Source organism: Thiolapillus sp. (genome assembly GCF_048562965.1).
GTDB lineage: Bacteria > Pseudomonadota > Gammaproteobacteria > Chromatiales > Chromatiaceae > Thiolapillus > Thiolapillus brandeum_A.
In genome coordinates, this window is sequence record NZ_JBHNMF010000009.1 from 1 (window position 1) to 25585 (window position 25585).

Genomic DNA, 25585 nt, shown 5'->3' on the forward strand with positions numbered 1-25585 from the left:
AGCGAAGGCTGGTAGACCCCAGTAGCCGCGAGGCCGCACTGTTTTCCCGGCGTGCCTTGCGCCAGAGGGAAAACAAAGTAGGCCTCCGAACGCGGCGTCCAGTCATTGGGAGCCAAGTACAGAGCAGCAACGAGCTTGCGAAGTTGTTGCGTAGTGCTTGGTGACCAGGACGGCTGGGGCACGAATAGGTTGTCAAAGGCCGAGTCGATTTTGGGGGCTGGGACGTCCCAAATTTGGGGGCTGGGACGTCCCAAAATCTATCACGAGGCAGAAGACACGCTTGCAGATCCTGGGTTTCCGCCAGCTTGGACTGGGGTATGACCACATCGCTGTTGCCATTGGCCTCCTGGCGCAGGGCATGAGCCGTATCGGCTATGGGCTTGATTACGCGGATGCGCAGATAGACATACGCAAACAGTATCCATAGGATGCCCAGTACGGTCAGCAGAAAGATGGTCTGGCTGAGCCGCGAGGCTACATTCGTCAGGCCGGCGGTGTCATCGGCAGTCTGCTGTACCAGCGCATCCTGCAGTTTTTTAAGGTCAGTCTGCATCGAGCGGATATGGGGCAACAGTGAACTCTTGTACACATACATGTCTTCACGCCAGCGCTGGCTGTGCAGACTCGCCAGCAGATCCTGGTAGGACTGCCGCCACTCATCCACATTCCGCAGCAGACGCTGCCAGACACCGTCTTCGACCACGGACAGCCTTTTCGGCACACGGCTTTCTTCGAGTTCCAGCAGCAACTGCTGCATCTTTTTCAGGTATTTGTCGATGTTCCTGACGCTATCCTCTATCCCCATTTCCGGATTGTCGGAGAACACGCTGAACCGGTTGGCCACCAGCAGGTTGACTTCGGACTGCACCTGCTGCCAGGTATGGCGCGCCTGATAGACCAGGTGCGTGAATTCACTCACGTCCTTGCGCTGTACCATCTGCCCGACGATGCTGTTCAGGGCGTCATGTATCGCACGGGACTTTGGCAGCATGTCGGTCTGTATGATATAGATGCCGGGAAAACGCAAAATGCTGTTGCCGGAAATGTGCAGGAAGGAAGTGATCTCGTTTCTGAAGTCGGAGAGCTTTCCCACCGGAATGAACTCCTGCAGATGCTGATCGCCGCCTTCATTCAGCTCACTGACCTTTTCAGAAAGGGCCGCGAATCTGTTTTCCATATTCCGCAGCAGGTTGCGAATCTCGCTACCGGAGCGTTTTCCCGGTTCGATGAGCTGGTTGCCCAGCAATCCCTGTATTTCGCGCAGTTCCTGCAGCAGGGCTCCGGTTTCCTGCTCTATTTCCGCCCGCATGCCTATCCGCGAAATCTGTTCGCCAGAAGTGGTCTTGACATACTGCAGTCCCATCCAGGCGAAGAAAATCAGCACCATGATCAAGACAAGCGCCATGTAGAAATACTGTCCCTGATAGGACGCGAGCGTCGGCAACCGCCATCTTGATTCTCGATTCCTGCTCATTGGTCTCCTTCCTTATCCTTCCGGGCATCCCCGGTTCCTATCCCTGTCGACGCTTCCTTGAACCCTGCGTCCTCGTGTTACCGCTTCTCCCCCGGTTGCTGCCACGTCGTCCGTTGTGCTGCCGCGGCTTTCGGGGCGTGCGAATACGGCTGGATGGATCGACCTCGGCCAGCAGTTCCTGCGGCACAGAGCTCATGGGGATACTGTGACCGATATAGGCCTCCACATCCGGCAGCGAAAACGCATGGGTCTCACAGGCAAAACTGATGGCCTTGCCCGCCGCACCGGCGCGGCCCGTGCGGCCGATGCGGTGTACATAGTCTTCCGCATCTTCCGGCAGATCATAGTTGACCACATGGGTCACATCCGGAATATGCAGTCCCCGCGCGGCAACGTCCGTGGCCACCAGCACATCCAGCCCGCCTTCGGTGAATTTCTTCAGCAGGCTCATGCGTTTCTTCTGCGGCACATCACCGGACAGTACGGCGGTCTCTATGCCATTGCCCTGGAGAAAACCCCAGACCTGATCTGCGGCGCGCTTGGTGTTGACGAACACGATGGTTCTCGCATCCTGCCACTGCCGCAGCAAACCGATGAGCAGGGGAATCTTCTCATCGTTGGCCGTCATGAACCCCTGCTCCTCGATGCGGTCGGCGGTCACCTTGTCCGGCTCGATCTCGATGGTCTTGGGGTTGTTCATGTGTTCGTAGGCCAGTTCCTTGATGCGGAACGACAGGGTGGCCGAGAACAGCATGCCCAGGCGCTTGTCCGGCGGCGGGCAGCGGCGCAGCAGGAAACGGATATCCTTGATGAAACCCAGGTCGAACATGCGGTCAGCCTCGTCCAGCACCACCACCCGGACTTCACGCAGATCGTAGACCTTCTGCTTGAAATAATCGATGAGGCGTCCCGGCGTACCGATGAGTATGTCCACGCCCTCGCGCACGGCATTGCGCTGGGATTCATAACCCGTACCGCCGTAGACCACCTCGACCTTGTAGGGAGTGTGTCCTGCCAGCACCCGGGCATCCTTTTCTATCTGGATGGCAAGCTCCCGCGTGGGCGCCACCATGAGCGCCAGCGGCTGATTGGGGCGGCGCCTTTCGGAAGGCGGATGCTTTTCCATCTGATGGAGGGCCGCCAGCAGAAAGGCCGCTGTCTTTCCCGTACCGGTTTGCGCCTGACCGGCGACATCCTGACCGGCAAGCGCCGGGGGAAGTGTGGCCGCCTGTATGGGCGTGCAGTACACGAACCCGGCGTCTTTTACGCCGGCGAGAATGGCATCAGACGGTCCAAAACTGTCGAAACGCACGTCTGTTAGGTGTTTTTCTTCATTCATAAGATGCGAAGGATACCGCAAACTTGGCCTTTCTGTTGATGCAGATACATCAAAATGCAATAAAAACTTGAAAAACGTACCCATATCAGGGCAAAATCTCCGCACTGGCCGGTTTCAAGCCAGCTTCCCTTGTACAGTACAGCGAGAAGCCGTCCGCATTCAAAACGTCTTTGATAAAGTTTTTTTTAAAACAAAACTATTGAATTCATTTCCAGGCATCGTTGTTTCAAACGATGCAGATACCTTCATTTCAATTTTCGGAGAAACAGTCAGTGAGTGACAAAATCGTTCAATTGGCGGACGACACTTTCGAACAGGAAGTGCTCAAGTCAGACCTGCCCGTGCTGGTGGATTACTGGGCAGAGTGGTGCGGCCCCTGCAAGATGATCGCACCCGTGCTGGATGAAATCGCCGGTGAGTATGATGGCAAACTTAAAATTGCCAAGCTGAACATCGACGACAATCCGGATACACCGCCTGTCTACGGCATTCGCGGCATACCAACCCTGATGCTGTTCAAGAACGGTGAAGTGGAGGCAACCAAAGTGGGAGCCGTCTCGAAATCCCAGCTTACCGCCTTTATCGACAGCAACATCTAATATACCGTGGATGCCATGGCGCATGCGTCGCGGCATCCGCTCTCCATGAACTTGATCAGCATCTTCCTGCATCAGCCCCAGTTCCTGCATCAGCCCCAGTCGCCGGTCCCTTCACTGTTCGGGAACCACTGACTTCTTTTTCCCAACACAACAAAATCAAATACCCATGAATCTCAACGATCTCAAGCAAATGCCCGTGCCGGAGCTTTCCGCCCTGGCCCAGTCCATGAAAATCCAGGGCACCGGCCGTTCCCGCAAGCAGGACCTCATCTTCGCCATCCTCAAGGCCCATGCCAAGAAAGGCGAGGACATCCATGGTGGCGGCGTACTGGAAATCCTGCAGGACGGATTCGGCTTCCTGCGATCGGCAGACTCTTCCTACCTAGCTGGCCCCGATGACATCTATGTTTCTCCCAGCCAGATCCGCCGCTTCGCCCTGCGCACCGGCGACACCATCACCGGCACCATCCGCCCGCCCAAGGACAACGAACGCTATTTTGCCCTGCTGAAGATCGACGAGATCAACTACGACAAGCCGGAATCGGCGAAGAACAAGATCCTGTTCGAAAATTTCACGCCCCTGTTTCCCAATGAGAAGATGCAGCTGGAAATGGGCAATGGCAGCACCGAGGACATCACCGCCCGCACCATCGAACTGGTGGCGCCTGTGGGTAAGGGACAGCGCGGCCTCATCGTCTCCCCACCCAAGGCGGGCAAGACGATGATGATGCAGAACATCGCCCAGTCCATCGCCAACAATCACCCCGAGGTCTACCTGATGATCCTGCTCATTGATGAGCGGCCCGAAGAGGTGACCGAAATGCAGCGTTCGGTGCAGCGCGCCGAGGTGATCTCCTCGACCTTCGACGAACCGGCAGCGCGTCACGTGCAGGTTGCGGAAATGGTCATTGCCAAGGCCAAGCGCTTGGTGGAGCACAACCGCGACGTGGTCATCCTGCTCGACTCCATCACCCGCCTGGCGCGCGCCTACAACACGGTGATTCCTTCCTCCGGCAAGGTGCTCACCGGCGGCGTGGACGCCAACGCCCTGCAGAAGCCCAAGCGCTTCTTCGGCGCGGCGCGCAACGTGGAGGAGGGCGGTTCCCTGACCATCCTGGCGACCGCCCTGGTGGAAACCGGCTCGCGCATGGACGACGTCATCTACGAGGAATTCAAAGGTACCGGCAACATGGAAGTGCATCTGGACCGGCGCATCGCCGAGAAGCGCATCTTCCCGGCCATCAACATCAACCGCTCCGGCACCCGCCGCGAGGAACTGCTGATTCCCCAGGCGGAATTGCAGAAGATCTGGATACTGCGCAAGATCCTGCATCCCATGGACGAACTGGCGGCCATGGAATTCCTCTACGACAAGCTCAAGTCGACCAAGACCAACGAAGAATTCTTCAGCTCCATGAAGAAATAGATCGGGCTTCAGCCCGGTGACCGCACTTCACACAGCCATGATACTCGCCGCCGGTCGCGGCGAGCGCATGCGCCCACTAACGGACCAAACCCCCAAACCGCTGCTGCGGGCCGGCGGCAAACCCCTGATCTTCCGCCACCTCGACAAGCTGGCCCGGGCCGGTTTCCGGCAGGTCGTCGTCAATCACGCCCATCTGGGCGAACAGATCGAGCGGGTGCTGGGCACGGGGGAACACTGGGGTCTGCGCATACACTATTCGGCAGAAGGCCAGGGCCGCGCACTGGAAACCGGCGGCGGCATCTGCAAGGCGCTGCCCCTGCTGGGAGACGGTCCTTTTCTGGTCATCAACGGTGATGTCTTCACCGACCTGGACTACGCCGGCCTGCAGCTTCCCGCACACAGCCTGGGCCACCTGGTCCTGGTGGACAACCCCGACCATCATCCCGGGGGCGACTTCGTACTGAAGCAGGGCAGGGTACTGGAGCGGGGACAGCCAAAACTGACCTTCAGCGGCATCGGCGTGTACCATCCCCGGCTGTTCCAAGGCTGCGAAGCCATCCCCTTCCCCCTTGCGCCACTGCTGCGCCGGCACATGCCAGAGGGTAGAATAAGCGGCGAACATTTCGAGGGCTACTGGCTGGATGTCGGCACGCCTGAACGTTATCAACTTCTGGACAGGATGCTCTCAAATGGGACAGGAAATCAGTCATAGCAGTTTTTCCGACGAAGACTTCAACCGTTTTCGGGATCGCGTGGTCGCGGAAACCGCCCTGCTGGAACAGTGGATGGCAGATGGCGTTCTCGACCAGGGGGAACCCATGGCCGGCAGCGAGATCGAGGCCTGGCTGGTACACGACCGGGGCCTGCCGGCACCGGTGAATCAGGCTTTCCTCGAGCACATGAACGATCCGATGGTGGTGCCGGAACTGTCCACTTTCAACGTGGAACTCAATACCCAGCCCCTGGCATTTTCTGACGGCATGTTCTATCACATGCACGACGAACTGGCAGACCTGTGGCAACGCTGCGACCAGGTTGCCGGCCGGGAAGCCGCCCACATGCTCATGATCGGCATCCTACCCACGGTGCAGCAGTCTGACCTGTGTCTGGGCAATATCTCCGGCATGCAGCGCTACCAGGCGCTAAACGAACAGGTGCTACGCATGCGTGACGGACAGCCACTGATGCTGGACATTCATGCCCAGGAACACCTGGTGGCGGAACACGACGACGTCATGCTGGAGGCAGCCACCACCTCCTTCCAGATTCATCTCAAGATCGACCCCGCCGGCGCGGTACGTGCCTACAATATCTCCAAGATGATCTCCGCACCCATGGTGGCCCTGGCTGCCAACTCGCCTTTCCTGTTCGGTCACGAGCTCTGGGACGAGACCCGTATCCCCCTGTTCGAACAGTCCGTGGCCGTGGGCGCCAGCGACTATTCGAAGCGCGTGACCTTTGGCGTACGCTATGCCGAGCACTCCATCATGGAGTGCTTCGAGGCCAACCGCGACCGCTATCCCATGCTGTTGCCCCAGCTCATGGACGAGCCGGTTGAATCCCTAGCCCATCTGCGCCTGCACAACGGCACCATCTGGCGCTGGAACCGCCCGCTGGTCGGCGTCTCCGAGAACGGCAAGGCGCACATACGCATCGAGCATCGCGTGGCTCCCAGCGGGCCCTCCACCCTGGATGTCATCGCCAATGCCGCCTTCTACTTCGGCCTGGTGCGGGAACTCATGGCGACAGAGGAAAACCCCGAAGCCCGTCTGCCTTTCATCAACGCCAAGGAGAACTTCTACAGCAGCGCTTGCCTGGGTCTGGAAGCAAGGGTGGTATGGTTCGACGGCCAGGAAGGTAGCGTGGCCGACCTCTGTCTGCAGAAGCTTATTCCCCAGGCCCGCGCCGGGCTGCGGCGCCTGGGCATCAGCCGGGACGAAACCGACTACTGGCTGGACATCATCGAAGCACGTGTGGAGAGCCACCAGACAGGCGCCCGCTGGCAGCGCGAGTGGGTTGCGCAGAACGGCAAGGACTTTCCTGCCCTGGTGCGCACCTACCGTGAGCGCCAGAACAGCGGCAATCCCGTACACAGCTGGGCCATCTGATCATGTATGCCGAACTCTATGAACTGCCTGCGCGCCTGCTCGATCTGCCGGCGGACAAGCTGCACGCTTTCCTCGGCGGCCCCACCCTGATCCACCTGCAGGGCCGGCGGGAAGCACCCCTGTTCGTCTCCGTGCTCATGCACGGCAATGAAGACGTGGGCTGGGAAGCCGTACGGCATATGCTAAAAAAATACCTGCCCGGCGGGGGGGACCAGGAACTGCCGCGCTCCCTGTCCCTGTTCATCGGCAACACCTCTGCCGCCGAGGTGAACATGCGCCGGCTGGCGGGTCAGCCCGACTACAACCGCGTCTGGCCCGGCAGTGAGCTGCCCCCGACGGCGGAACACGCCATGATGGAAAGCATCGTGGATACCATGGCCCACAAGGGCGTTTTCGCCAGCGTGGACGTGCACAACAACACGGGCATCAACCCCCACTACGCCTGCGTCAACGTGGTGCGCACCGAGTCCCTGCACCTGGCTGCCATGTTCAGCCGCACCGTTGTGTATTTCACCCGGCCCAAGGGCGTACAGTCCATGGCCATGACTGAGCTGTGTCCGGCGGTCACCCTGGAATGCGGCAAGGTGGGACAACTGCATGGCGTGGAACATGCCAGTGAATATCTGCACGCCTGTCTGCACCTGGCACAGCATCCCACACACGCCATCTCACCCCATGACATCGATCTGTTCCACACGGTGGCCATCGTCAAGATCCCGCCGGAAGTGAGCTTCGGTTTCGGCTGCCAGAACTATGACCTGTGCCTGCTGGACGACCTGGAGGTGCTGAATTTCCGCGAGATACCCGCCGGCACCAGCTTCGGCAAGGTGGGCAGGCCGGACGGCATCCCCCTGGACGTGAAGAATGAAGCCAACCATGACGTGGCCACGCGCTATTTTTCCGTGGAACACGGTGAACTGCTGACACGCACCCCCATCATGCCTTCCATGCTGACCAAGAATGAAGCCGTGATCCGCCAGGACTGCCTGTGTTATCTCATGGAGCGCTACGACCTCCACCTGGAAGACGCCGGCTAAAGATCCGCTTTGCTATCGGGTAGCATCCCTACCCGAATAAACCCTATTGAATGCCCATACGGGTGTGAGATTTATCACGGTATGATAGCCCTGTATCTGCTTGCAGGTATTCAAACCGGACGTCTCCGGCACTTGTCCTGAAGTTTGCTGTGCCCGAATGGCCTGTCAGTTCGCACTGGCAGAAGCCGTTCGTGAAAACTGCAGGAAAACAGCCGCTGCTGAACATGCCCCTGTTCAGTTTTCCGATCACGGATCGGCAACCCGGCAAACTTCAACACAGTGAAGGAACATGAAAAATCACAGCCTGATCATATTCGTATCCGCCGTGCTGATGCTCGCATCCGCCACAGCAGCAGCGTCACCGAGTGACGACGCCTACTATGCAGAAATGGAAAAGATGGCCGCCGAAGCGGATATCGCAGAAACCCGTGTTCAATCCACGGAAGACGGGTGGGTCGATGTCGGTGCCGGCCTGGTCGCCATCAGGAAAAACTCGCCCACCGCATTTGTCGCATACAAGGGGCTGCGCCCCGCCTACAAGGCGGAGATCCGCAAGGCCATCCGCAATGGCCAGGAAACCTTTGCGGTCATCGAGCTTATCTTCTCGCGCAACAATCTCATGGGTAACCGCTAGGGTTCTGCTGCTGCCAGCGCCAGGTATCGGCGCACATTTCGTCGATGCCTTTTTCCGCATGCCAGCCCAGTTCCCGGGCCGCGAGTCCGGGATCGGCATAACAGGTGGCGATATCACCCTCCCGTCGCGGCACCAGCTTGTAGGGTACCGGGCGGCCACTGGCCTTTTCGAAGGCTGCCACCATCTCCAGTACCGAATATCCCTGCCCGGTCCCCAGGTTGTAGGTCACCAGCCCGGGTGATGCGGCCAGTTTTTCCAGCGCTCTGATATGGCCCCTGGCCAGATCCACCACGTGGATGTAATCCCGCACGCCGGTGCCGTCCACCGTGGGATAGTCGCTGCCGAAAACCGAAAGCCGTTCGAGCTTGCCCACGGCCACCTGGCTGATGTAGGGCATGAGGTTGTTGGGGTTGTTGGGAATATCGTTGGGCGATTCGCCGATGCGACCGCTCTCATGGGCGCCCACAGGGTTGAAATAGCGCAGCCGGGCGATATTCCAGTCCTGATCCGACTTATAAACATCCCCCAGCATCTCCTCGATGATGAGCTTGGAACGGCCGTAGGGGTTGGTGGCGGAAACGGGAAAATCCTCGGTGATGGGCAGGGATGCCGGTTCTCCGTACACCGTGGCCGATGAGCTGAACACCAGGTTTTTCACGCCGGTTTCGTTCATGGCCTCCAGCAGGTTCAGGGTGCCGCCGATATTGTTCTGGTAGTAGGGGATGGGGATATGAACAGACTCGCCCACGGCCTTGAGGCCGGCGAAATGAATGACCGCATCGATATCATGCTGGTCGAATACGGCACGGGTATCCGCCTTGTTGCGCAGATCCGCCTCGATGAAGGTGATGGGTTTACCCGTGATTTCCTGCACCCGCTCGATAGCCGTGTACTGACTGTTGCTCAGGTTGTCCAGGACGATGACCTCGTAGCCCGCCCCGAGCAGCTCGACATTGGTATGGGAGCCGATATAACCGGCGCCCCCGTAACCAACACTTTCTTGATCGTATTCATGGGGAGGGATTATAGCCCGTGATGACGCTCGAGGAAGTCGAAAATATCCTGCGCCAGTTGCGCATAGCCCCGGGCATTGGGATGAATGGCGTCCGATTTGCTGGAGCGGGACTGCAGGATCGCTGCCAGCGCCTCATCTTCCAGGGGCACCTTTTCCTCCTCTGCAACTTCCGCGTACAGGGGATCGGCGGACAGCAGCAGGGATGGCCGGGGTACAGCAATCAGCACAACCTGGGCAGCCTGGCGGCGAATCAGGCCGATCATGGCACTGAGGTTGCGTTTTATCTCATCGGAATGATTCTTGCGCAACAGATCATTGCCACCGTGAACAAGGATCACCAGCGCAGGTTTGTATGCTTCCAGCACACCCGGTAAGCGCTGCAGGCCTTCCGCGCTGATTTCACCCGGCACACCCGCATTGATCACTTTGTGGCCGCTGAGTCTGGCCAGCACGGCAGGGTAGGACTGATCCCGCTTTGCACCTGTTCCATAGGTCAGGCTGTCACCAAAGGCGAGAATGACAGCATCTGCCCCCAGGGGCTGGGCCTCCGGTCCCTTGTCCGCGCAGGCGGCCAGCAACAGCAGCAGCAAAAGGGCTGCCCATCCGCTCTGCCTCATTTGAGCAACGGGTTGGCCTGCAGGTCGGCATGATAGGAAGAGCGCACCATGGGGCCGCTGGCCACGTTGGAAAAGCCCATGGATTCACCCAGCAGGCGCAGCTCATCGAACTCTTCGGGGGTCACGAAGCGGGACACGGGCAGGTGATCCCGGCTGGGCTGCAGATACTGGCCCAAGGTGAGCATATCCACGTCATGATCCCGCAGGTCCTGCATGACCTGTTCGATCTCTTCAGGCTCTTCTCCCAGTCCCAGCATGATGCCGGACTTGGTGGGCACGTCCCCATGGGCGGCGCCGAACTCCTGCAGCAGTTTCAGGGACCAGGCATAGTCCGCCCCCGGCCGGGACTGGCGATACAGGCGGGGCACGGTTTCCAGGTTGTGGTTGAACACGTCCGGCGGTGCTTCGGCCATGATCTCTAGGGCAACCTCCATGCGTCCGCGAAAATCCGGCACCAGGATTTCGATGGTGGTGTCCGGTGTCAGCTCCCGGATGGCGCGGATGCAGTCGCGGTAGTGGCCTGCACCGCCGTCGCGCAGGTCATCCCGGTCCACCGAGGTGATGACCACATATTTCAGCGCCATCTCCTGTATGGCTTCCGCCAACTGGCGGGGTTCATCGGCATCGAGGGGCAGAGGCTTGCCATGGGCCACATCGCAGAACGGGCAGCGCCGGGTGCAGATATCACCCATGATCATGAAGGTGGCGGTGCCATGGGTGAAGCATTCACCCAGGTTGGGACACTGGGCCTCTTCACACACGGACGACAGTTTGCGCTCGCGCAGGATCTTGCGGATGCGGGTCACGCCTGCTCCCTGGGGCGCCCGGGCGCGGATCCAGTGGGGCTTGCGCGGCAGTTCCCCGCTGGGCTGCACCTTGACGGGAATCCTGGCCAGCTTGTCCTTTCCGCGTTGGTGAGTGCTTACTTTTGCACGGGAAGGCGCGCGGTAATCATCAGTCATGTTCTGTCCACCGGGGTTCGAGGTTGAGTTCGCGGCACAGCCCGCCGATCAGCTCCCGACCGGCCTGCCGCCTGTCCATGTCCACGCCGAGATCCTTCAGCCGGGTGACTTCCTGTCCGGCATGACCGCAGGGGTTGATGCGCTGGAAGGGCTCCAGGTCCATGTCCAGGTTCAGGGCAAGACCGTGATAAGTGTACCCTCTGCGCACCCGCAAACCCAGCGCAGCAATCTTCTTTTCATCCACGTAGACACCGGGGGCATCGGGCCTCGCCACCGCTTCGATGCCCTGATCGGCCAGCAGGTGAATGACCGCGTTCTCCATGGCCGTCACCAGGCTGCGTATGCCCCTGTTCAGCGCCTTGAGGTCGAGCAGCAGGTAGGCGATGAGCTGGCCGGGTCCATGGTAAGTGACCTGGCCGCCGCGGTCGCTCTGCACCACCGGAATGTCACCGGGATGCAAAACGTGCTCAGCCTTGCCCGCCTGTCCCTGGGTGAACACGGGCGGGTGTTCCAGCAGCCAGATTTCGGAAGGCGTATCCGGCCCGCGGATGTCGGTGAAATCACGCATGGCCCGCCAGGTCTGAATATAGTCCTCCTGGCCGAGGTCGCGGATGATGACGGCATGGCGCATGGGGGTATCCGTGGGTGTCGCAGCCATGCCAGGCGGGCGGCTACAGGCGCATCAGCACCCGGTCATGGGCGGTCAGGTCATCATAGATGGCGTCGAGATGTTCGCGGCTCTGCGCCTCGATATCCACGGTGACAGAAACGTATTTTCCGTTCTTGCTGGGCTTGAGACTTACCGCGCCCTCGCTGATGTCCGGGCAGTGGCGACGGATGATCTGCACCACCAGGGCGTCGAAATCATCTTCGTCCAGACCCATGGCCTTGACGCGGAAACGGCAGGGATAGACCATGCCTTCGGGTTCTTTTCGGGTTTCTTCAGTTTCAGTCATAACAGTTGTCCGGTGGGGAATTGCGCAATCGCAGGCGCGCCTTGCAGGCGCCATACAATGCGTCCATTTTCTCCCATATGGGGCCGGGATGACCGTTATCAACCGGGCGGCCGTTCAGCCGGGTTACCGGCATCACTTCCTTGGTGGAGCTGGTGATCCAGATTTCCTCTGCATTTTCCAGCTCTGCGACTGAAATACTGGCTTCGGCGTAGGGGAGGCCCGCTTCCCGGGCCAGTTCCAGCACCAGATCCCGCGTGATGCCTGGCAGCAGGTGCTGGCTCTTGGGGGGCGTGATGATCAGCCCTTCTTTCACGATGAACAGGTTGGAAGCGGTGCCTTCGTTGGCCAGGCCGTCACGCACCAGTATGGCTTCCTGCGCGCCTTCATCCCGCGCCTGCTGCTGCGACAGGATGTTCGCCAGCAGGGTGATAGCCTTGATGTTGCAGCGCTCCCAGCGAATATCGTCCAGGGTGATCACGCTCATGCCCTGTTTCACCAGATCCGGGTCGCGCACCGCCAGATCGGTGGCGAAGGCCATGACGGTGGGCGTCACTTCCTCCGGGATGGCATGCAGGCGCTTGCCGTAGGCGCCGCGGGTCACCTGCAGATAGATCTGCTGATCGGCATTGCCGCGCTGCGCCAGCAGCTGCCCGAACACGGCCCGCCACTGCTCATCACTGAGCGGTGGTGACATGCGAATGGCTTCGAGGCTGGCATTGAGACGCTGCAGATGTTCCTTCAGACGAAAGGGCAACCCGGCATAGGCGGGGATGACCTCGTACACGCCGTCACCAAACAGGAATCCGCGGTCCATGACGGAAACATGAGCCTGCTCCTGAGGCAGAAATCCGCCGTTCAGATAAATCAGTTCAGACATGGGTCGTATCCCGCGACAAACGGTTACTGGAAGATCATCAGCACACTGTCCACCAGGTTGTGGATGATGCCGCCTTCCCGCACGCCGCGCAGGGCGACCAGGGGAACTTCCTTGATGATCTCGCCGTCGTGCTCGATGATCACCTTGCCCCGCACCTTGCCCCGGGGAACCGGCGCCATGATGCTGTCCTTGAGGTGGATTCTTGCCGTCAGCTTGTTGTAACTTCCCCTGGGATTGGTGACATACAGATCCTCCTCCAGCCCCAGGTTGAGGTTGTCCACTTCCCCTTTCCATACCCGCAGCTGTTTGAGCGTCTCGCCGCCATCGAACAGCCGGTGGGTCTGGTAGAAGCGGAAACCATAGTTGAGCAGGGTCTGGCTCTCCTTAGCCCGGGCGCTGTCGCTGGCCGTGCCCATGACCACCGAGAGCAGCCGCATATTTTCCCGTTTGGCCGAGGTCACCAGACAGTAACCTGCCGCCTCGGTATGACCGGTCTTCACGCCATCCACGCTGGGGTCACGCCACAGCAGGCGGTTGCGGTTCTTTTGGGTGATGCCGTTGTAGGTGAACTCCTTGATGGAATACAGGGGGTAGAACTGGGGAAATTCCCGGATGATGGCCCGGGTCACCTTGAGAATGTCTTCCGGCGTGGTGTAGTGGTTCGGGTCCGGCAGGCCAGTGGCATTGGTGAAGTGGGTATTTTCCATGCCCAGCTCCAGCACATGCTTGTTCATCAGCGCGGCAAAGGCTTCTTCATTACCGGCAATATGTTCCGCCAGGGCGACACAGGCGTCGTTGCCCGAGGCGATGATCATGCCGTGAATGAGATCATCCACCGACACCTGCTTGCCCACTTCGATGAACATGCGCGAACCCGGCGTCTTCCATGCCTTCTTGCTCACCAGCACCTGATCGTTGAGACTGATGTTGCCTTCCTCCAGCTCCCTGAAAACCGTGTAGGCCGTCATGATCTTGGTCAGGCTGGCCGGTTCCAGGCGTTTGCCCGCATTGTTCTCCGCCAGTATGGCGCCGCTATGGTAATCCATCAGCAGATGGCCCGTCGCAGCAATCTTCGGCGCGGCCGGCACGGAAGCCGCTTGTGCAGGCAGGGCTGCAGACAACCATGAAAGAATCAGAAAAGCTTTGAATATCAATCGCATCGATCAGATTACTGGCTGGATGATGACAGAAAGGGCTTATTGTACTACGCGGTAGGACTCTATGCCCCATTCGGGCAGTTTTTTCGTCAGCTGCTGCAGTTGCCACTCGCTGCTGACCGGCCCCAGCCACACACGGTAGATACGGCCGGAAAGCTGCTCCAGGGGCCGGATCCTGCCCTGCAGGCCTGACAGTCCCTCCAGCCGGTGCAGCAACAGCCGCGCATTGGCTTCACTGGCGAATGCACCGGCCTGTACCCACAGGGGGAACTGCCGGGCATCGGCAGCCTTTGCCGCCACGGTGGCGGGCTTTTCCACCTGCAGCGCGACCACTTCCACCGGCGCCGTCCCCTTGCCCAGCACGCCCAGCCTGGAAGCCGCGGCATAGGACAGGTCGATAATACGCCCGCTGTGGAAAGGCCCACGGTCGTTGACCTTCACCACCACCGAGCTGCCGTTGTCCAGGTTGGTCACCCTTACCCAGGTGGGCAGGGGCAGGGTCTTGTGGGCGGCGGTCATGGCGTACATGTCATAGGCCTCGCCACTGGAAGTACGCCGCCCGTGAAATTTCAGGCCGTACCAGGAAGCCAGTCCTTTTTCCCGGTAGCCTTCACCGGTGTCGAGCACGTGATAGGTCCTGCCGCGCACGGTGTAACTGGAAGGATTGCCGTACTTGCTGTAGGGCTCATCCCGGGGAACGGCATCCGGGACATGGCTGACGTCCACTGGCCGGGCAGGGCCGTAATCATCGTTCGGGTATTCCATGGTCCGGGTGCTGCAGCCCGCCAGCAGGAGCAGCAGGACCAGAAGAGAGGGCAGCCCCCTATTTTTCATATTCCGCGTGAATGCGCTCACCCAGCTGGTACACCGCCATGGCATACATTTCGCTGTGGTTGTAGCGGGTGATGACATAGAAGTTCCTGAAGCCGGCCCAGTACTCGGGCCCCTTGTCCGTAACCAGCCTGATCAGCGCCGTCTCCAGATCATCCGCAAAACCCTTGTCCACCTTCAAGCCGGCTTTTCTCAGTTCACCCAGTCTGAAGGCCGGTTTCAGGCCGGCTTTCACGTACTTTTCTGCGTTGGCGGGCACCGACAGGGCAGGAGTGGTCACGGGCAGGCCCTTTTTCCAGCCGTGACGGGTAAAATAGTTGGCCACGCTGCCGATGGCATCGGCCTCGTTGTTCCAGATGTCGCGCTTGCCGTCGCCGTCGAAATCCACCGCGTAGGCAAGAAAGCTGCTGGGCATGAACTGTCCCAGCCCCATGGCGCCTGCATAGGAGCCCCTGGGCACGGCCGGGTCCAGCTTCTCCTCCCGCGCCAGTATCAGGTACTTCTCCAGTTCGGCGGTGAAGAACTTGCTGCGCTTGGGATAGTGAAACGCCAGCGTATAGAGGGCATCCAGCACGCTGTCCTTGCCCGCGATACGTCCGTAGAAGGTCTCCACGCCGATGATGGCGACCACATAGCGGGGCGGTACACCATAGACTTTCTGCGCCTTCTGCAACGCCTGGCGGTTGCGCTTCCAGAAAGCCACGCCCTGGCGGATACGCTTGTCCTTGAGAAAGATCCTGCGGTACTGGATCCAGTTGAGGGTCTTTTCCGCGGGCTTGTTCATGCGGTCGATGATGTCCTGCCGCCTGTGGGCCTTGCCCAGCACCCGGCGCAGCTCATCCGCATCGAAACCCTGGGTCTCGACCATGTGCTGGATAAACCGGTCCACCTGGGGGTTGCCCTGGGCAAATACCGGCAGGCTGAGGAGCAGAAGCAGCAGAGCATATTTCATTTGGGCAGCAGTTTCCTGTGTGTGTGGATGGACATGAGCATACCGAAACCCGCCATCAAGGTCACCAGCGAGGTTCCGCCATAGCTCACCAGGGGCAAAGGCACCCCGACCACCGGCAGCATACCGCTTACCATGCCGGCATTGACAAACAGATAGACAAAAAATACCAGGATGAGTGCCCCGGCCAGCAGCCGGCTGTAGCTGTCCTGGGCCTGTGAGGCGATATACAGCCCCCGCAGGATGATGAACAGAAAGATCGCCAGCAGCAGCAGGACACCCACCAGGCCGAACTCCTCACCCAGCACGGCGAAGATGAAATCCGTGTGACGTTCCGGCAGGAACTCCAGCTGGGACTGGGTGCCGTTGAGCCAGCCCTTCCCGTAGATGCCGCCGGAGCCGATGGCGATCTTGGACTGGATGATGTGGTATCCCGCTCCCAGGGGATCACTTTCCGGGTTGAGAAAGGTGAGCACCCGCGCCCGCTGGTAATCGTGCATCAGATACCAGACGACGGGGGCAGCTGCTGCCGCCAGCAGGCCCATGACGATGATCAGCCGCCAGCTGATACCCGCCAGGAACAGCACGAACAGTCCGCTGCTGGCGACCAGGATGGCAGTGCCCAGGTCAGGCTGCTTGGCGATCATCAGCACCGGCACTAGGAGTAGCAGCAGGCTGATCAGCAGGTATTTCCAGTTGGGCGGCAGCGGTTTGCTGGACAGGTACCAGGCCAGCATCATGGGTGCGGCCAGTTTCACCAGCTCTGACGGCTGAAAACGAATGAAGCCCAGGTCCAGCCAGCGCTGTGCGCCCTTGCCCACCACGCCGGCCACCAGCACCGCCACCAGCAGAGTGACGCCGATGCCATACAGCCAGGGACTCCAGCGGCGCAGCGTATGGGGATGCACCTGGGCGAGGAAGAACATGACGCCGAAAGCTATGAGCAGGCGAACCGCCTGCCGCTCCACCTGATGCAGGTTCTCTCCCGAAGCCGAGTACAGGATTACCAGGCCATAAGCGCAGAGCAGCAACAGCCCGGTGAGGAGGGGAAGGTCCATGTGGACGCGCGCCAGCAGCCCGCGGTGCTGGGCGGGTTCGCTGGGCGGCAGCCCACTGGGAGAACGGCTCGCAGGATTCAATTCACGCCTCCGCCGGCAGGCTTCTTCACTGTCTGGGCAGACAGCGGCCCGCCGTCTCCCAGCAGCCAGGCATCCATCACCTTCTTTGCCACCGGCGCTGCCGTGGAGCCGCCGTGACCGCCGTTTTCCACGATCACTGCCACGGCAATCTGCGGATCTTCCACCGGCGCGTAGGCGATGAACAGGGCATGGTCACGGTTCTTCTTCGACACCTTGCTCTCTTCATATTCTTCATCCTGTTTCACCGTGAATACCTGCGCCGTGCCTGTCTTACCAGCAATGCGGTAATGCTCGTTTTTCAGCCGCCGTGCGGTACCGCGCGGCCCCTGAACCACATGCTCCATGGCCTCGCGGATTTTGTCCCAGTTTGCCTGCCTGATGACAGGAATGATATGGGCCTTCTTTTCCGTGGCCTTCACCTCGCCGGTACTCTCATCCACGATCTCGTCCACCAGCTGGGGCTGCATGTAGACACCACCATTGGCAATAGCCGCCGTGGCCGCCGCCAGCTGCAGGGGCGTGGCCTCGAAAGAACCCTGGCCGATGCCGATGATGACGGTCTCGCCGGGAAACCACACCTGCTTGTAACGCCTGCGCTTCCATTCGCGGGAAGGCCGGATACCGGTACGCTCACCCACTAGGTCGATACCGGTTTTTTCACCGAAGCGGAACTGCTTGAGATACTGCTGCAGCTTGTCGATGCCGATCTCATGAGCCAGCTGGTAAAAGAACACGTCGCAGGACTGGGTGATGGCCGCATCCACATTCATGGGACCGTGGCCGCCCCTTTTCCAGTCGCGGTATTTGTGATCATGCCCCGGCAGCTGAAAAAAGCCCGGACAGTATTTCTTTTCCTTGGCATCGATAAAGCCCAGCTCCAGCCCGGCCAGCCCCATGAAAGGCTTGACGGTGGAACCCGGCGGATAGGCACCCTGCAGCGCCCGGTTGAACAAGGGGTTGTTAGGGGCCTGCCGCAACGCCTGGTAGGCCTTCGAACTGATACCTTCCACGAAGGGATTGGAATCGTAGCCCGGCTTGCTGACCATGGCCAGCACACCACCGGTCTTGGGATCGATGGCCACTACCGCACCGTTCATATCCCCCAGGGCATCCATAGCCACCCGCTGCAGATCGATATCGATGTTCAGACGCAGGCTGCGGCCAGGCTGGGGCGGGGTTTCCTGCAGCACCCGCACCGCCTTGCCCAGGGCGTTAACCTCCACCTGCTGCAGTCCGACCCTGCCGTGGAGCACATCCTCGTAGGATTTTTCAACTCCGGTCTTGCCGATATAGGTGATGCCCGCGTAGTTCGAGGCATCGATGGTTTTCAGATCCTGGAGGCTGATACGGCCCACATAGCCCACCACATGGGCCATGAGATCTTTCATCGGGTAGGTGCGCGTGAGGCGCGCCTTGATGGAAACACCGGGAAACTTGTAGCGATTGACCGCGAACAGGGCGGCTTCTTCCTGAGAAATGTCCAGTTTGATGGGAATGCTCTCAAAGCGCCGTTTCTGGCGTTTGAGCTTGTAGAAGCGTTCCCGGTCGGCCGGGCGGATCTCGATCAGCGCCTCCAGCCCGGCCAGGGTCTTGTCCGGATCCGGCACCACTTCGGGGATGATCTCCAGATTGAAGGCCGGCCGGTTGAGCGCCAGCAGGCGGTTCTTGCGGTCATAGATCAGCCCCCGCGTGGGCGGCAGGGGTATCAGCTTGACCCGGTTGTCCTGGGCAAGCGTGGTGAAATGGTCGTGATCGATGATCTGCAGATACACCATGCGCCCGACGATGCTGCCCAGCAGGATGAGCACTACCAGTCCGGCGACGATGGCGCGATGGGTAAACAGCCTGCCTTCGCGGCGATAATCCTTGAAATCCAGATTACCGGACATGGAAACGCCGTCTCAGATCCCGGAAGATGATGAACAGCCACGGCCAGATCAGGCCACCCAGCAGGGGCGCCGCCCAGGATTCGAGCATGGCTGCGGGCCGCCCGATGGTGCCGTCCACCCACACGAACAGCAGCCGGTCGACATACAGCAGCAGCGCAACGAAAACCGATTGCTGCCACAGGGGAAACACCCGCACCCGCTTGTGCGTCTTTACCGTGATGAAGCTGATCACCGACAGGCCGAAGGCATGTTGTCCCAGCAGAGTGCCGGTAAGAATATCCAGCAGCAGCCCGACGAAGAAGCCGATACCGACCCCCACCCGCTCGGGCAGGGCCATGCACCAGTAGATCAGCACCAGCGCCGTCCACTGCAGCCGGAAATACTGCAGATTCTCCGGCATGGGCATCACGCTCAGCACCAGGCTGATCAGCAGGGTAATGGCGATGGTGGTCCTGCCATGTGGGACTTCGGGGCTCATGGCGCTGTGGTCTCCGTTTCCGGCACGGCTTTTTTTGCAGCAGGCTCTGCCTGCTCTTCTTCAGGAAATTCCGGAGGAACATTCACTTCCCAGACCAGCAGCGCTTCCCGGGTGCGGTCGAGCTGGGCCAGTGGCCTGGCGAGCACCGTGGCAAAGGGCTTACCCGGCTGGCGTTTCACCGCCGTTACCCTGGCCACGGGATAGCCCGGGGGAAACTTGCCGCCCAGGCCGGAAGTGACCAGCAGATCATCGGGGCGGATGTCCGCGTTATTTGGAAGATAGGGCATTTCCAGCTTGTTGATGCTGCCGGTACCCACGGCAACGGTGCGCAATCCGTTGCGCAGCACCTGCACGGGCAGGGAATGTTCCACGTCGGTGATCAGCAGCACCGTGGCGTTCAGGGGGCTGACATGCGCCACCTGTCCCATCACCGCGTGTGCATCAAGCACCGCCTGGCCTTCGAACACCCCGGAATTGCTGCCCTTGTCGATGACGATCTGCTGACGGAAAGGGTCCAGATCCATGGCGGAAAGCTCCGCCACCAGCACCCGGTTGCCGATCTTGTAGGCGGACCCCAGCAAGTCGCGCAGCCGTTCGTTCTCGGCCTGCAGTGCAGCAAGCTGCTGCAGTTCGGCCTTGAGTTTGAGGTTTTCCCTGTTGAGACGCCGGTTGGACTGCTGCAGATCATCGCGGGTCTGCAGGGTTTCCGTCACCCATCTGCCGATGCTGTTGGGGGCTTCGGCCAGAAACTGTATGGGGTAGGTGAGCACGGAGAGGGTGCTGCGCAGGGTTTCCGTCTGGTGGAAACGGTGATCCATCACCATCAGCAGGATGGAAAGGATCATTGCCCCGATGACACGGGCGCCCTGGGAAGGTCCTTCGGCAAAAATGAACTTGATGACAGGGCTCCTTGTGCTGCGTTATTCCATACCCGTGGAAAGGCGGGCGGTTACTCGACGCTGAAAAAGTCCCCGGCCTTTTCGTCCATCAGTTCCAGCGCCCGGCCCCCACCACGCGCCACGCAAGTCATGGGATCTTCGGCCACGATGACCGGCAGACCGGTTTCCTCTTCCAGCAGGCGGTCCAGTCCCTTGAGTAGCGCGCCACCACCGGTGAGCACGATGCCGCGCTCGGCCACGTCGGCCCCCAGTTCCGGCGGCGTCTGCTCCAGCGCCTTGCGTACCGCATCGACGATACCGGACAGGGGTTCCTGCAGCGCTTCGAGAATCTCGTTGCTGTTCAGCGTGAAGCTGCGCGGAATGCCCTCGGCCAGGTTGCGGCCCTTGACCTCGATCTCCTGCACTTCGTTCTCGGGCCAGGCGCTGGCCACCTTGTGCTTGATGGTTTCTGCCGTCGCTTCACCGATGAGGCTGCCGTAGTTGCGGCGCACATAGTTGATGATGGCTTCGTCGAACTTGTCGCCGCCGATACGCACGGAATTGGCATACACGATGCCGTTGAGCGAGATGATGGCCACTTCGGAAGTGCCGCCACCGATGTCCAGGATCATGGAACCCCGGGCCTCGTTCACGGGCAGGCTGGCGCCGATGGCCGCCGCCATGGGCTCTTCGATGAGATACACCTCGCGGGCGCCCGCACCGGCAGCCGATTCCTTGATCGCCCGGCGCTCCACTTGGGTGGAACCGCAGGGAACGCAGATCAGTACCCGCGGGCTGGGGCGGATCAGGCGTGACTCATGCACCTTGTGAATAAAGTACTGCAGCATCTTCTCGGTCACGGTGAAATCGGCGATCACGCCGTCTTTCATGGGACGGATGGCGGTGATATTGGTCGGTGTGCGGCCGAGCATCTTTTTCGCATCCTCGCCCACGGCGGCCACGGCCTTCATGCCCCGGCCACGGTCCTCGCGAATGGCGACCACGGAAGGCTCGTTGAGCACGATGCCGCGATCACGCGCATAAATAAGGGTGTTGGCGGTGCCCAGATCGATGGACAGGTCGTTGGAGAAAAAGCCGCGAAGACGTCTGAAAAGCATGGAGTAGATCCGTTATCCCGGTCTGCTTGCCGGTTGTGAGTTTGGAGGAGAAACCAGGGAAACAGCCAGGGCCTTTCCCGATTCAAGAGCGGTAATCTATCAACTGTAGCCACCTTTGGGCAAGAGCTGTATTCCCCGCGAACCGGCCCCTTTGTGTGATGAACCTCCTAGTCTGTTGATTTACCGCCGGTATTCACGCCGGACAGACTGCAATCTGCTCCCGGTTTTTTCCACAGGCCGTTTTTTCACGTGGGTTCAGCGTGTAAATCCGGCCCGATTTATGCTAGTTTTGCCTCCTTTGATGCACCGCTGTGGATAAACGCATGGATCTGGAACCCGAAGAAGTTGAAAAAATCGCCCATCTGGCCCGCATCGCGGTTGCCGCTGACGAGCTCGATGCGCTGAATACCGAACTGTCCGGCATTCTCGGCCTGGTGGAACGCATGGCCGAACTGGACACCAGCGACATCGTGCCCATGGCGCACCCCCTGGACATGCCTCAGCGCCTGCGCCCGGACGTGGTCACGGAAGAAAACCACCGCGACGCCTACCAGGCCGTGGCGCCTGCCACGGCAAACGGCCTGTATCTAGTCCCCAGAGTGATTGAATGATGAGTGATCTGCACTTCAAGTCCATCGCCGAGCTGTCTGCGGGTCTGCAGGCGGGTGATTTCAGCAGTGTGGAGCTCACGCAGCATTTCCTGGACCGTATCGAACGGTTCGATGGCGAACTGAATGCGCTGGTCACCCTGACGAAAGATCAGGCACTGGCCCAAGCCGAAGCGGCGGACGCGCGCATCAGGTCCGGCGACGCCGGCCCGCTGACGGGCATCCCCATCCTGCACAAGGACATCTTCTGCACCGAAGGCGTGAAAACCAGCTGCGGTTCGCGCATGCTGGACAACTTCATCTCGCCCTACGACGCCACCGTGGTGACAAGGCTCAAGGACGCCGGCGTCGTCATGCTGGGCAAGACCAACATGGACGAGTTCGCCATGGGCTCCTCCAACGAGACCAGCTTCTACGGCCCGGTGAAAAACCCCTGGGATACCGAACGTGTGCCCGGCGGCTCTTCCGGCGGTTCGGCCGCCGGCATGGCAGCACGCCTGGGCGTGGCCGCCACCGGCACGGACACCGGTGGCTCCATCCGCCAGCCCGCCGCCCTGTGCGGCATCACCGGCCTCAAACCCACCTACGGGCGGGTATCGCGCTATGGCATGATCGCCTTCGCCTCCAGCCTGGACCAGGCCGGCCCCATGACCCGCAGCGCGGAAGATGCCGCCTACCTGCTGGCAGCCATGGCCGGATTCGACGAGCGCGATTCCACCAGCGTGGATCGCCCGGTGGACGACTATGTCGGTCAGCTCAACCAGCCGCTCGAAGGCCTCCGGGTCGGCATCGTGAAAGAATTTTTCGGGGAAGGGCTGAACGCAGGCATGAGCGCTTCCATGCAGACGGCTATCGACGAGCTCAAAAAACTGGGCGTGGAAACGGTCGAAGTCTCCCTGCCCAATTCCCATTATTCGGTACCGGCCTATTATGTGGTCGCCCCGGCGGAGTGCTCCTCCAACCTGTCCCGCTTCGACGGGGTGCGCTTCGGGCACCGCTGTGACGATCCGCAGGACCTCGAAGACCTGTACAAACGCTCCCGTGGCGAGGGTTTCGGCGCCGAGGTGAAGCGCCGCATCATGATCGGCACCTATGCCCTGTCGGCCGGCTATTACGACGCCTATTACCTCAAGGCACAGCAGGTGCGCCAGGTCATCGCCGGCGACTTCCGCAAGGCGTTCGAAAGCGTGGACGTGCTGCTGGGGCCCGCATCGCCGGAAACGGCCTTCCGCATCGGCGAGAAATCTGATGACCCGGTGTCCATGTACCTGTCAGACATCTATACCATCGCCGTAAACCTGGCCGGGCTGCCCGCCATGTCTCTGCCGGCGCCCCTGGTGGACGGCCTGCCTGCGGGGCTGCAGCTCTTCGGCAACTATTTTGAGGAAGGGCGACTGCTTGCGTTGGCGCACCAGTTACAGCAGATCACCGACTGGCACCAACAGACGCCTTCCGGCTACTGAGCAGGACACAAGCTATGCAATGGGAAACTGTCATCGGGCTGGAAATTCATACCCAGCTCACCACCAAATCCAAGATATTCTCCGGGGCCTCCATCGCTTTCGGCGCCGAACCCAACACCCAGGCCTGCCTGGTCGATCTGGGCTTCCCCGGCGTGCTGCCGGTGCTGAATGAAGCCGTGGTGAAAAAGGCGATTCTGTTCGGTACCGCCATCGATGCGGAGATCGCCCGCCGCACCGTATTCGCGCGCAAGAACTATTTCTATCCCGACCTGCCCAAGGGCTACCAGATCAGCCAGCTGGACCATCCCATCGTTGGCATGGGACATGTGGACATCACCCTGGAGAACGGCGAGAACAAACGCATCGGCGTCACCCGCGCCCACCTCGAAGAAGATGCGGGCAAATCCCTGCACGAGGATTTTCACGGCATGACCGGCATCGACCTCAACCGCGCCGGAACGCCCCTGCTCGAAATCGTCTCCGAGCCGGACATGAGTTCGGCAAAGGAAGCGCTGGCCTATGCCAAAAAGATCCACCAGATCGTCGTCTATCTCGGCATCTGTGACGGCAACATGCAGGAAGGCTCCTTCCGCGTGGACGCCAATGTTTCCGTACGGCCGGTGGGGCAGGAAGAACTGGGCACCCGCGCCGAGCTGAAGAACATCAACTCCTTCCGCTTCCTGGAAAAAGCCATCAATTTCGAAGTGGAACGGCAGATCGACATCCTCGAATCCGGCGGCAGGATAGTGCAGGAAACCCGCCTGTATGATGCGGCCAAGGACGAAACCCGCTCCATGCGCTCCAAGGAAGAGGCCAACGACTACCGTTATTTCTCCGACCCCGACCTGCTTCCGGTCATCATCGAAGAAGACTTCATCGCCGACGCGGTCAGCGAAATGCCGGAACTGCCGGCTGCCAGAAGGGCGCGCTTCGAAGAGCAGTACGGCCTGTCCGCCTATGACGCCGACGTGCTCACCGCCACGCGGCAGCACGCAGACTACTACGAGATCGTGGTGGCCGAAGCCGGCGACGCCAAGCTCTCCGCCAACTGGGTCATGGTCGAACTGGCCGGGGCGCTGAACAAGGCCGGGCTGGACCTGAGCCAGAGCCCGGTGGACGCCCAGCGCTTCAGCGGCCTGGTAAAGCGCATCGCCGACAACACCATCTCCGGCAAGATCGCCAAGACCGTGTTCGAGGCCATGTGGGACAGCGGGGACAGCGCCGACGCCATCATCGAAGCCAAAGGGCTGAAGCAGATCACCGATAGCGGCGCCATCGAAGCCATCGTCGATGAAGTGCTTACCGACAACCCGGCCCAGGTGGAAAACTTCCGCAACGCCGATCCTGACAAGCAACCCAAGATGCTGGGCTTCTTCGTCGGACAGGTGATGAAGAAGAGTCAGGGCAAGGCCAACCCAAAACAGGTCAACGAGCTGCTGCGCAAGAAACTCCTGGGCTGACCTTGGCCATCGACAGGGAACAGCGCCAGCGCATCGTCGCCAGCCAGCGCGATGCCTGGCAGCGTTTCGGCTTTCATCCCAACGCCCTGTTCTGGAGCAACCGGGAGATTCAGGAAATCCGCTTCCGGATATTGCTGGAGGCGGGTATGCACAGCGGCGAAAGCCTGCTCGATGTGGGCTGCGGCTTCGGCGACTTCTCCGCCTGGCTGGCAGGGCAGGGTATTGCGGTGAACTACACCGGCATCGACCTGTCGCCGGAACTGCTGGAAGAAGGGCGGCAACGCTACCCGCATATCGAACTTGTCGAGGGTGATCTGTTCGAGTTTGATCCGCCACCGAAGAGCTATGACTGGGTGACCCTCTCGGGCACCCTGAACCGCGATCATGGTGATGGCGGTGAATATGCCCGCAGCATCATCCGGCGCATGTATGAAATCTGCCGAAAAGGCATCGCCTTCAACCTGCTGGATGCCCGGCACGAATGGACGCGTGGACGCTGGGATCTGCAGAGTTTTCATCCGGATCAGATTGCCGAACTGGTATCGGAACTCTCGCCCAGCCACGACATCCG

At 60.4% G+C, this 25585-nt stretch carries 27 protein-coding genes; 11 read left to right on the top strand and 16 right to left on the bottom strand.

Going from position 1 to position 25585, the window contains the following annotated elements; translation table 11 throughout:
* Both ACOCD2_RS01240 and rhlB read right to left on the bottom strand, forming a co-directional pair.
* Positions 1-1474 (bottom strand): hypothetical protein (locus ACOCD2_RS01240; RefSeq protein ID WP_293672399.1); only part of this gene is annotated, 1474 nt, incomplete at its 3' end.
* A gap of 37 nt (positions 1475-1511) precedes the next feature.
* A complete protein-coding gene (gene rhlB / locus ACOCD2_RS01245; RefSeq protein ID WP_293646268.1) occupies positions 1512-2813 on the bottom strand; it encodes an ATP-dependent RNA helicase RhlB in 1302 nt (433 codons plus the stop codon).
* A gap of 67 nt (positions 2814-2880) precedes the next feature.
* On the opposite strand from rhlB, the gene ACOCD2_RS01250 reads away from it, so the two are divergent.
* The 7 genes from ACOCD2_RS01250 to ACOCD2_RS01280 all read left to right on the top strand — a co-directional run bounded on the left by ACOCD2_RS01250 (position 2881) and on the right by ACOCD2_RS01280 (position 8617).
* A complete protein-coding gene (locus ACOCD2_RS01250) occupies positions 2881-3093 on the top strand; it encodes a hypothetical protein (RefSeq protein ID WP_293646270.1) in 213 nt (70 codons plus the stop codon).
* Positions 3086-3412 carry a thioredoxin TrxA gene (trxA, locus tag ACOCD2_RS01255; protein ID WP_293646272.1) on the top strand — a complete coding sequence of 109 codons (327 nt, stop codon included), beginning with the start codon at positions 3086-3088 and terminating at the stop codon, positions 3410-3412. The genes ACOCD2_RS01250 and trxA overlap by 8 nt, the downstream gene beginning before the upstream one ends.
* Positions 3413-3578: 166 nt before the next feature.
* Positions 3579-4838, top strand: coding sequence for a transcription termination factor Rho (rho, locus tag ACOCD2_RS01260; protein WP_293646274.1), 1260 nt, complete (start codon positions 3579-3581; stop codon positions 4836-4838).
* A gap of 37 nt (positions 4839-4875) precedes the next feature.
* Complete coding sequence (murU, locus tag ACOCD2_RS01265) at positions 4876-5550, top strand: N-acetylmuramate alpha-1-phosphate uridylyltransferase MurU (protein ID WP_293646284.1); 675 nt, start codon at positions 4876-4878, stop codon at positions 5548-5550.
* A complete protein-coding gene (locus ACOCD2_RS01270) occupies positions 5528-6946 on the top strand; it encodes a glutamate-cysteine ligase family protein (RefSeq protein ID WP_293646276.1) in 1419 nt (472 codons plus the stop codon). Before murU ends, ACOCD2_RS01270 begins: the two co-directional genes overlap by 23 nt.
* Before the next feature lie 2 nt (positions 6947-6948).
* Positions 6949-7983 carry a M14 family metallopeptidase gene (locus ACOCD2_RS01275; RefSeq protein ID WP_293646278.1) on the top strand — a complete coding sequence of 345 codons (1035 nt, stop codon included), beginning with the start codon at positions 6949-6951 and terminating at the stop codon, positions 7981-7983.
* A gap of 289 nt (positions 7984-8272) precedes the next feature.
* Positions 8273-8617 carry a hypothetical protein gene (locus ACOCD2_RS01280; RefSeq protein ID WP_293646280.1) on the top strand — a complete coding sequence of 115 codons (345 nt, stop codon included), beginning with the start codon at positions 8273-8275 and terminating at the stop codon, positions 8615-8617.
* Here the strand turns inward: ACOCD2_RS01280 and galE are convergent.
* From galE to ACOCD2_RS01350, 14 genes are all read right to left on the bottom strand, one after another.
* The gene (gene galE, locus ACOCD2_RS01285) at positions 8601-9641 is read right to left on the bottom strand and encodes a UDP-glucose 4-epimerase GalE (protein ID WP_293646286.1); all 1041 of its coding nucleotides are present in this window, start codon (positions 9639-9641) and stop codon (positions 8601-8603) included. The two genes, ACOCD2_RS01280 and galE, sit on opposite strands and share 17 nt — an antisense overlap.
* A complete protein-coding gene (locus ACOCD2_RS01290) occupies positions 9641-10222 on the bottom strand; it encodes an arylesterase (protein WP_293652315.1) in 582 nt (193 codons plus the stop codon). Before ACOCD2_RS01290 ends, galE begins: the two co-directional genes overlap by 1 nt.
* Positions 10223-10245: 23 nt before the next feature.
* Positions 10246-11211, bottom strand: a complete 966-nt coding sequence (lipA, locus tag ACOCD2_RS01295; protein WP_293644951.1) for a lipoyl synthase — start codon at positions 11209-11211, stop codon at positions 10246-10248.
* Positions 11204-11869, bottom strand: coding sequence for a lipoyl(octanoyl) transferase LipB (gene lipB / locus ACOCD2_RS01300; RefSeq protein ID WP_323790846.1), 666 nt, complete (start codon positions 11867-11869; stop codon positions 11204-11206). Before lipB ends, lipA begins: the two co-directional genes overlap by 8 nt.
* A gap of 13 nt (positions 11870-11882) precedes the next feature.
* Positions 11883-12167 (bottom strand): YbeD family protein, encoded by a 285-nt coding sequence (locus ACOCD2_RS01305; protein ID WP_293644949.1) that lies wholly within the window; start codon positions 12165-12167, stop codon positions 11883-11885.
* Entirely contained in the window at positions 12160-13044 is an 885-nt protein-coding gene (locus tag ACOCD2_RS01310) for a D-amino acid aminotransferase (protein WP_293644947.1), read from the bottom strand. Before ACOCD2_RS01310 ends, ACOCD2_RS01305 begins: the two co-directional genes overlap by 8 nt.
* Positions 13045-13067: 23 nt before the next feature.
* On the bottom strand, positions 13068-14204 hold the full coding sequence (locus tag ACOCD2_RS01315) for a D-alanyl-D-alanine carboxypeptidase family protein (protein ID WP_293644945.1): 1137 nt from the start codon (positions 14202-14204) through the stop codon (positions 13068-13070).
* Between the two features lie 36 nt (positions 14205-14240).
* The gene (locus tag ACOCD2_RS01320; RefSeq protein WP_293644943.1) at positions 14241-15035 is read right to left on the bottom strand and encodes a septal ring lytic transglycosylase RlpA family protein; all 795 of its coding nucleotides are present in this window, start codon (positions 15033-15035) and stop codon (positions 14241-14243) included.
* Complete coding sequence (gene mltB, locus ACOCD2_RS01325) at positions 15025-15984, bottom strand: lytic murein transglycosylase B (protein WP_293644941.1); 960 nt, start codon at positions 15982-15984, stop codon at positions 15025-15027. The genes ACOCD2_RS01320 and mltB overlap by 11 nt, the downstream gene beginning before the upstream one ends.
* Positions 15981-17039 carry a rod shape-determining protein RodA gene (gene rodA / locus ACOCD2_RS01330; protein WP_293644958.1) on the bottom strand — a complete coding sequence of 353 codons (1059 nt, stop codon included), beginning with the start codon at positions 17037-17039 and terminating at the stop codon, positions 15981-15983. The genes mltB and rodA overlap by 4 nt, the downstream gene beginning before the upstream one ends.
* 77 nt (positions 17040-17116) lie before the next feature.
* The gene (gene mrdA / locus ACOCD2_RS01335) at positions 17117-19009 is read right to left on the bottom strand and encodes a penicillin-binding protein 2 (protein WP_293644939.1); all 1893 of its coding nucleotides are present in this window, start codon (positions 19007-19009) and stop codon (positions 17117-17119) included.
* Positions 18999-19487: a rod shape-determining protein MreD gene (gene mreD, locus ACOCD2_RS01340; RefSeq protein WP_293644937.1), complete on the bottom strand. Its 489-nt coding sequence runs from the start codon at positions 19485-19487 to the stop codon at positions 18999-19001. Before mreD ends, mrdA begins: the two co-directional genes overlap by 11 nt.
* The gene (gene mreC / locus ACOCD2_RS01345; protein WP_293652317.1) at positions 19484-20386 is read right to left on the bottom strand and encodes a rod shape-determining protein MreC; all 903 of its coding nucleotides are present in this window, start codon (positions 20384-20386) and stop codon (positions 19484-19486) included. Before mreC ends, mreD begins: the two co-directional genes overlap by 4 nt.
* 50 nt (positions 20387-20436) lie before the next feature.
* The gene (locus tag ACOCD2_RS01350) at positions 20437-21483 is read right to left on the bottom strand and encodes a rod shape-determining protein (protein ID WP_293644935.1); all 1047 of its coding nucleotides are present in this window, start codon (positions 21481-21483) and stop codon (positions 20437-20439) included.
* A gap of 323 nt (positions 21484-21806) precedes the next feature.
* Here ACOCD2_RS01350 and gatC point away from each other — a divergent pair, with 323 nt between their 5' ends.
* The 4 genes from gatC to ACOCD2_RS01370 form a co-directional block, all read left to right on the top strand.
* The gene (gatC, locus tag ACOCD2_RS01355; RefSeq protein ID WP_293644933.1) at positions 21807-22094 is read left to right on the top strand and encodes an Asp-tRNA(Asn)/Glu-tRNA(Gln) amidotransferase subunit GatC; all 288 of its coding nucleotides are present in this window, start codon (positions 21807-21809) and stop codon (positions 22092-22094) included.
* Between the two features lie 8 nt (positions 22095-22102).
* Positions 22103-23554 (top strand): Asp-tRNA(Asn)/Glu-tRNA(Gln) amidotransferase subunit GatA, encoded by a 1452-nt coding sequence (gene gatA, locus ACOCD2_RS01360; RefSeq protein ID WP_293644954.1) that lies wholly within the window; start codon positions 22103-22105, stop codon positions 23552-23554.
* A gap of 14 nt (positions 23555-23568) precedes the next feature.
* On the top strand, positions 23569-25014 hold the full coding sequence (gene gatB / locus ACOCD2_RS01365; protein ID WP_293644931.1) for an Asp-tRNA(Asn)/Glu-tRNA(Gln) amidotransferase subunit GatB: 1446 nt from the start codon (positions 23569-23571) through the stop codon (positions 25012-25014).
* A 2-nt stretch (positions 25015-25016) separates the two neighbouring features.
* The coding region (locus ACOCD2_RS01370; protein ID WP_293652316.1) for a class I SAM-dependent methyltransferase at positions 25017-25585 on the top strand (569 nt) is incomplete at its 3' end.

Excerpts from the sequence above, each read along its gene's own strand:
- ACOCD2_RS01280 (WP_293646280.1), top strand. The coding sequence starts at position 8,273 with ATGAAAAATCACAGCCTGATCATATTCGTATCCGCCGTGCTGATGCTC.
- gatC (WP_293644933.1), top strand. The coding sequence starts at position 21,807 with ATGGATCTGGAACCCGAAGAAGTTGAAAAAATCGCCCATCTGGCCCGC.
- rhlB (WP_293646268.1), bottom strand. The coding sequence starts at position 2,813 with ATGAATGAAGAAAAACACCTAACAGACGTGCGTTTCGACAGTTTTGGA.
- gatB (WP_293644931.1), top strand. The coding sequence starts at position 23,569 with ATGCAATGGGAAACTGTCATCGGGCTGGAAATTCATACCCAGCTCACC.
- ACOCD2_RS01320 (WP_293644943.1), bottom strand. The coding sequence starts at position 15,035 with ATGAAAAATAGGGGGCTGCCCTCTCTTCTGGTCCTGCTGCTCCTGCTG.
- ACOCD2_RS01315 (WP_293644945.1), bottom strand. The coding sequence starts at position 14,204 with ATGCGATTGATATTCAAAGCTTTTCTGATTCTTTCATGGTTGTCTGCA.
- ACOCD2_RS01270 (WP_293646276.1), top strand. The coding sequence starts at position 5,528 with ATGGGACAGGAAATCAGTCATAGCAGTTTTTCCGACGAAGACTTCAAC.
- ACOCD2_RS01310 (WP_293644947.1), bottom strand. The coding sequence starts at position 13,044 with ATGTCTGAACTGATTTATCTGAACGGCGGATTTCTGCCTCAGGAGCAG.
- lipA (WP_293644951.1), bottom strand. The coding sequence starts at position 11,211 with ATGACTGATGATTACCGCGCGCCTTCCCGTGCAAAAGTAAGCACTCAC.
- rodA (WP_293644958.1), bottom strand. The coding sequence starts at position 17,039 with ATGGACCTTCCCCTCCTCACCGGGCTGTTGCTGCTCTGCGCTTATGGC.
- rho (WP_293646274.1), top strand. The coding sequence starts at position 3,579 with ATGAATCTCAACGATCTCAAGCAAATGCCCGTGCCGGAGCTTTCCGCC.
- ACOCD2_RS01305 (WP_293644949.1), bottom strand. The coding sequence starts at position 12,167 with ATGACTGAAACTGAAGAAACCCGAAAAGAACCCGAAGGCATGGTCTAT.
- mreD (WP_293644937.1), bottom strand. The coding sequence starts at position 19,487 with ATGAGCCCCGAAGTCCCACATGGCAGGACCACCATCGCCATTACCCTG.
- lipB (WP_323790846.1), bottom strand. The coding sequence starts at position 11,869 with ATGGCTGCGACACCCACGGATACCCCCATGCGCCATGCCGTCATCATC.
- murU (WP_293646284.1), top strand. The coding sequence starts at position 4,876 with ATGATACTCGCCGCCGGTCGCGGCGAGCGCATGCGCCCACTAACGGAC.
- ACOCD2_RS01350 (WP_293644935.1), bottom strand. The coding sequence starts at position 21,483 with ATGCTTTTCAGACGTCTTCGCGGCTTTTTCTCCAACGACCTGTCCATC.
- mltB (WP_293644941.1), bottom strand. The coding sequence starts at position 15,984 with ATGAAATATGCTCTGCTGCTTCTGCTCCTCAGCCTGCCGGTATTTGCC.
- ACOCD2_RS01275 (WP_293646278.1), top strand. The coding sequence starts at position 6,949 with ATGTATGCCGAACTCTATGAACTGCCTGCGCGCCTGCTCGATCTGCCG.
- mrdA (WP_293644939.1), bottom strand. The coding sequence starts at position 19,009 with ATGTCCGGTAATCTGGATTTCAAGGATTATCGCCGCGAAGGCAGGCTG.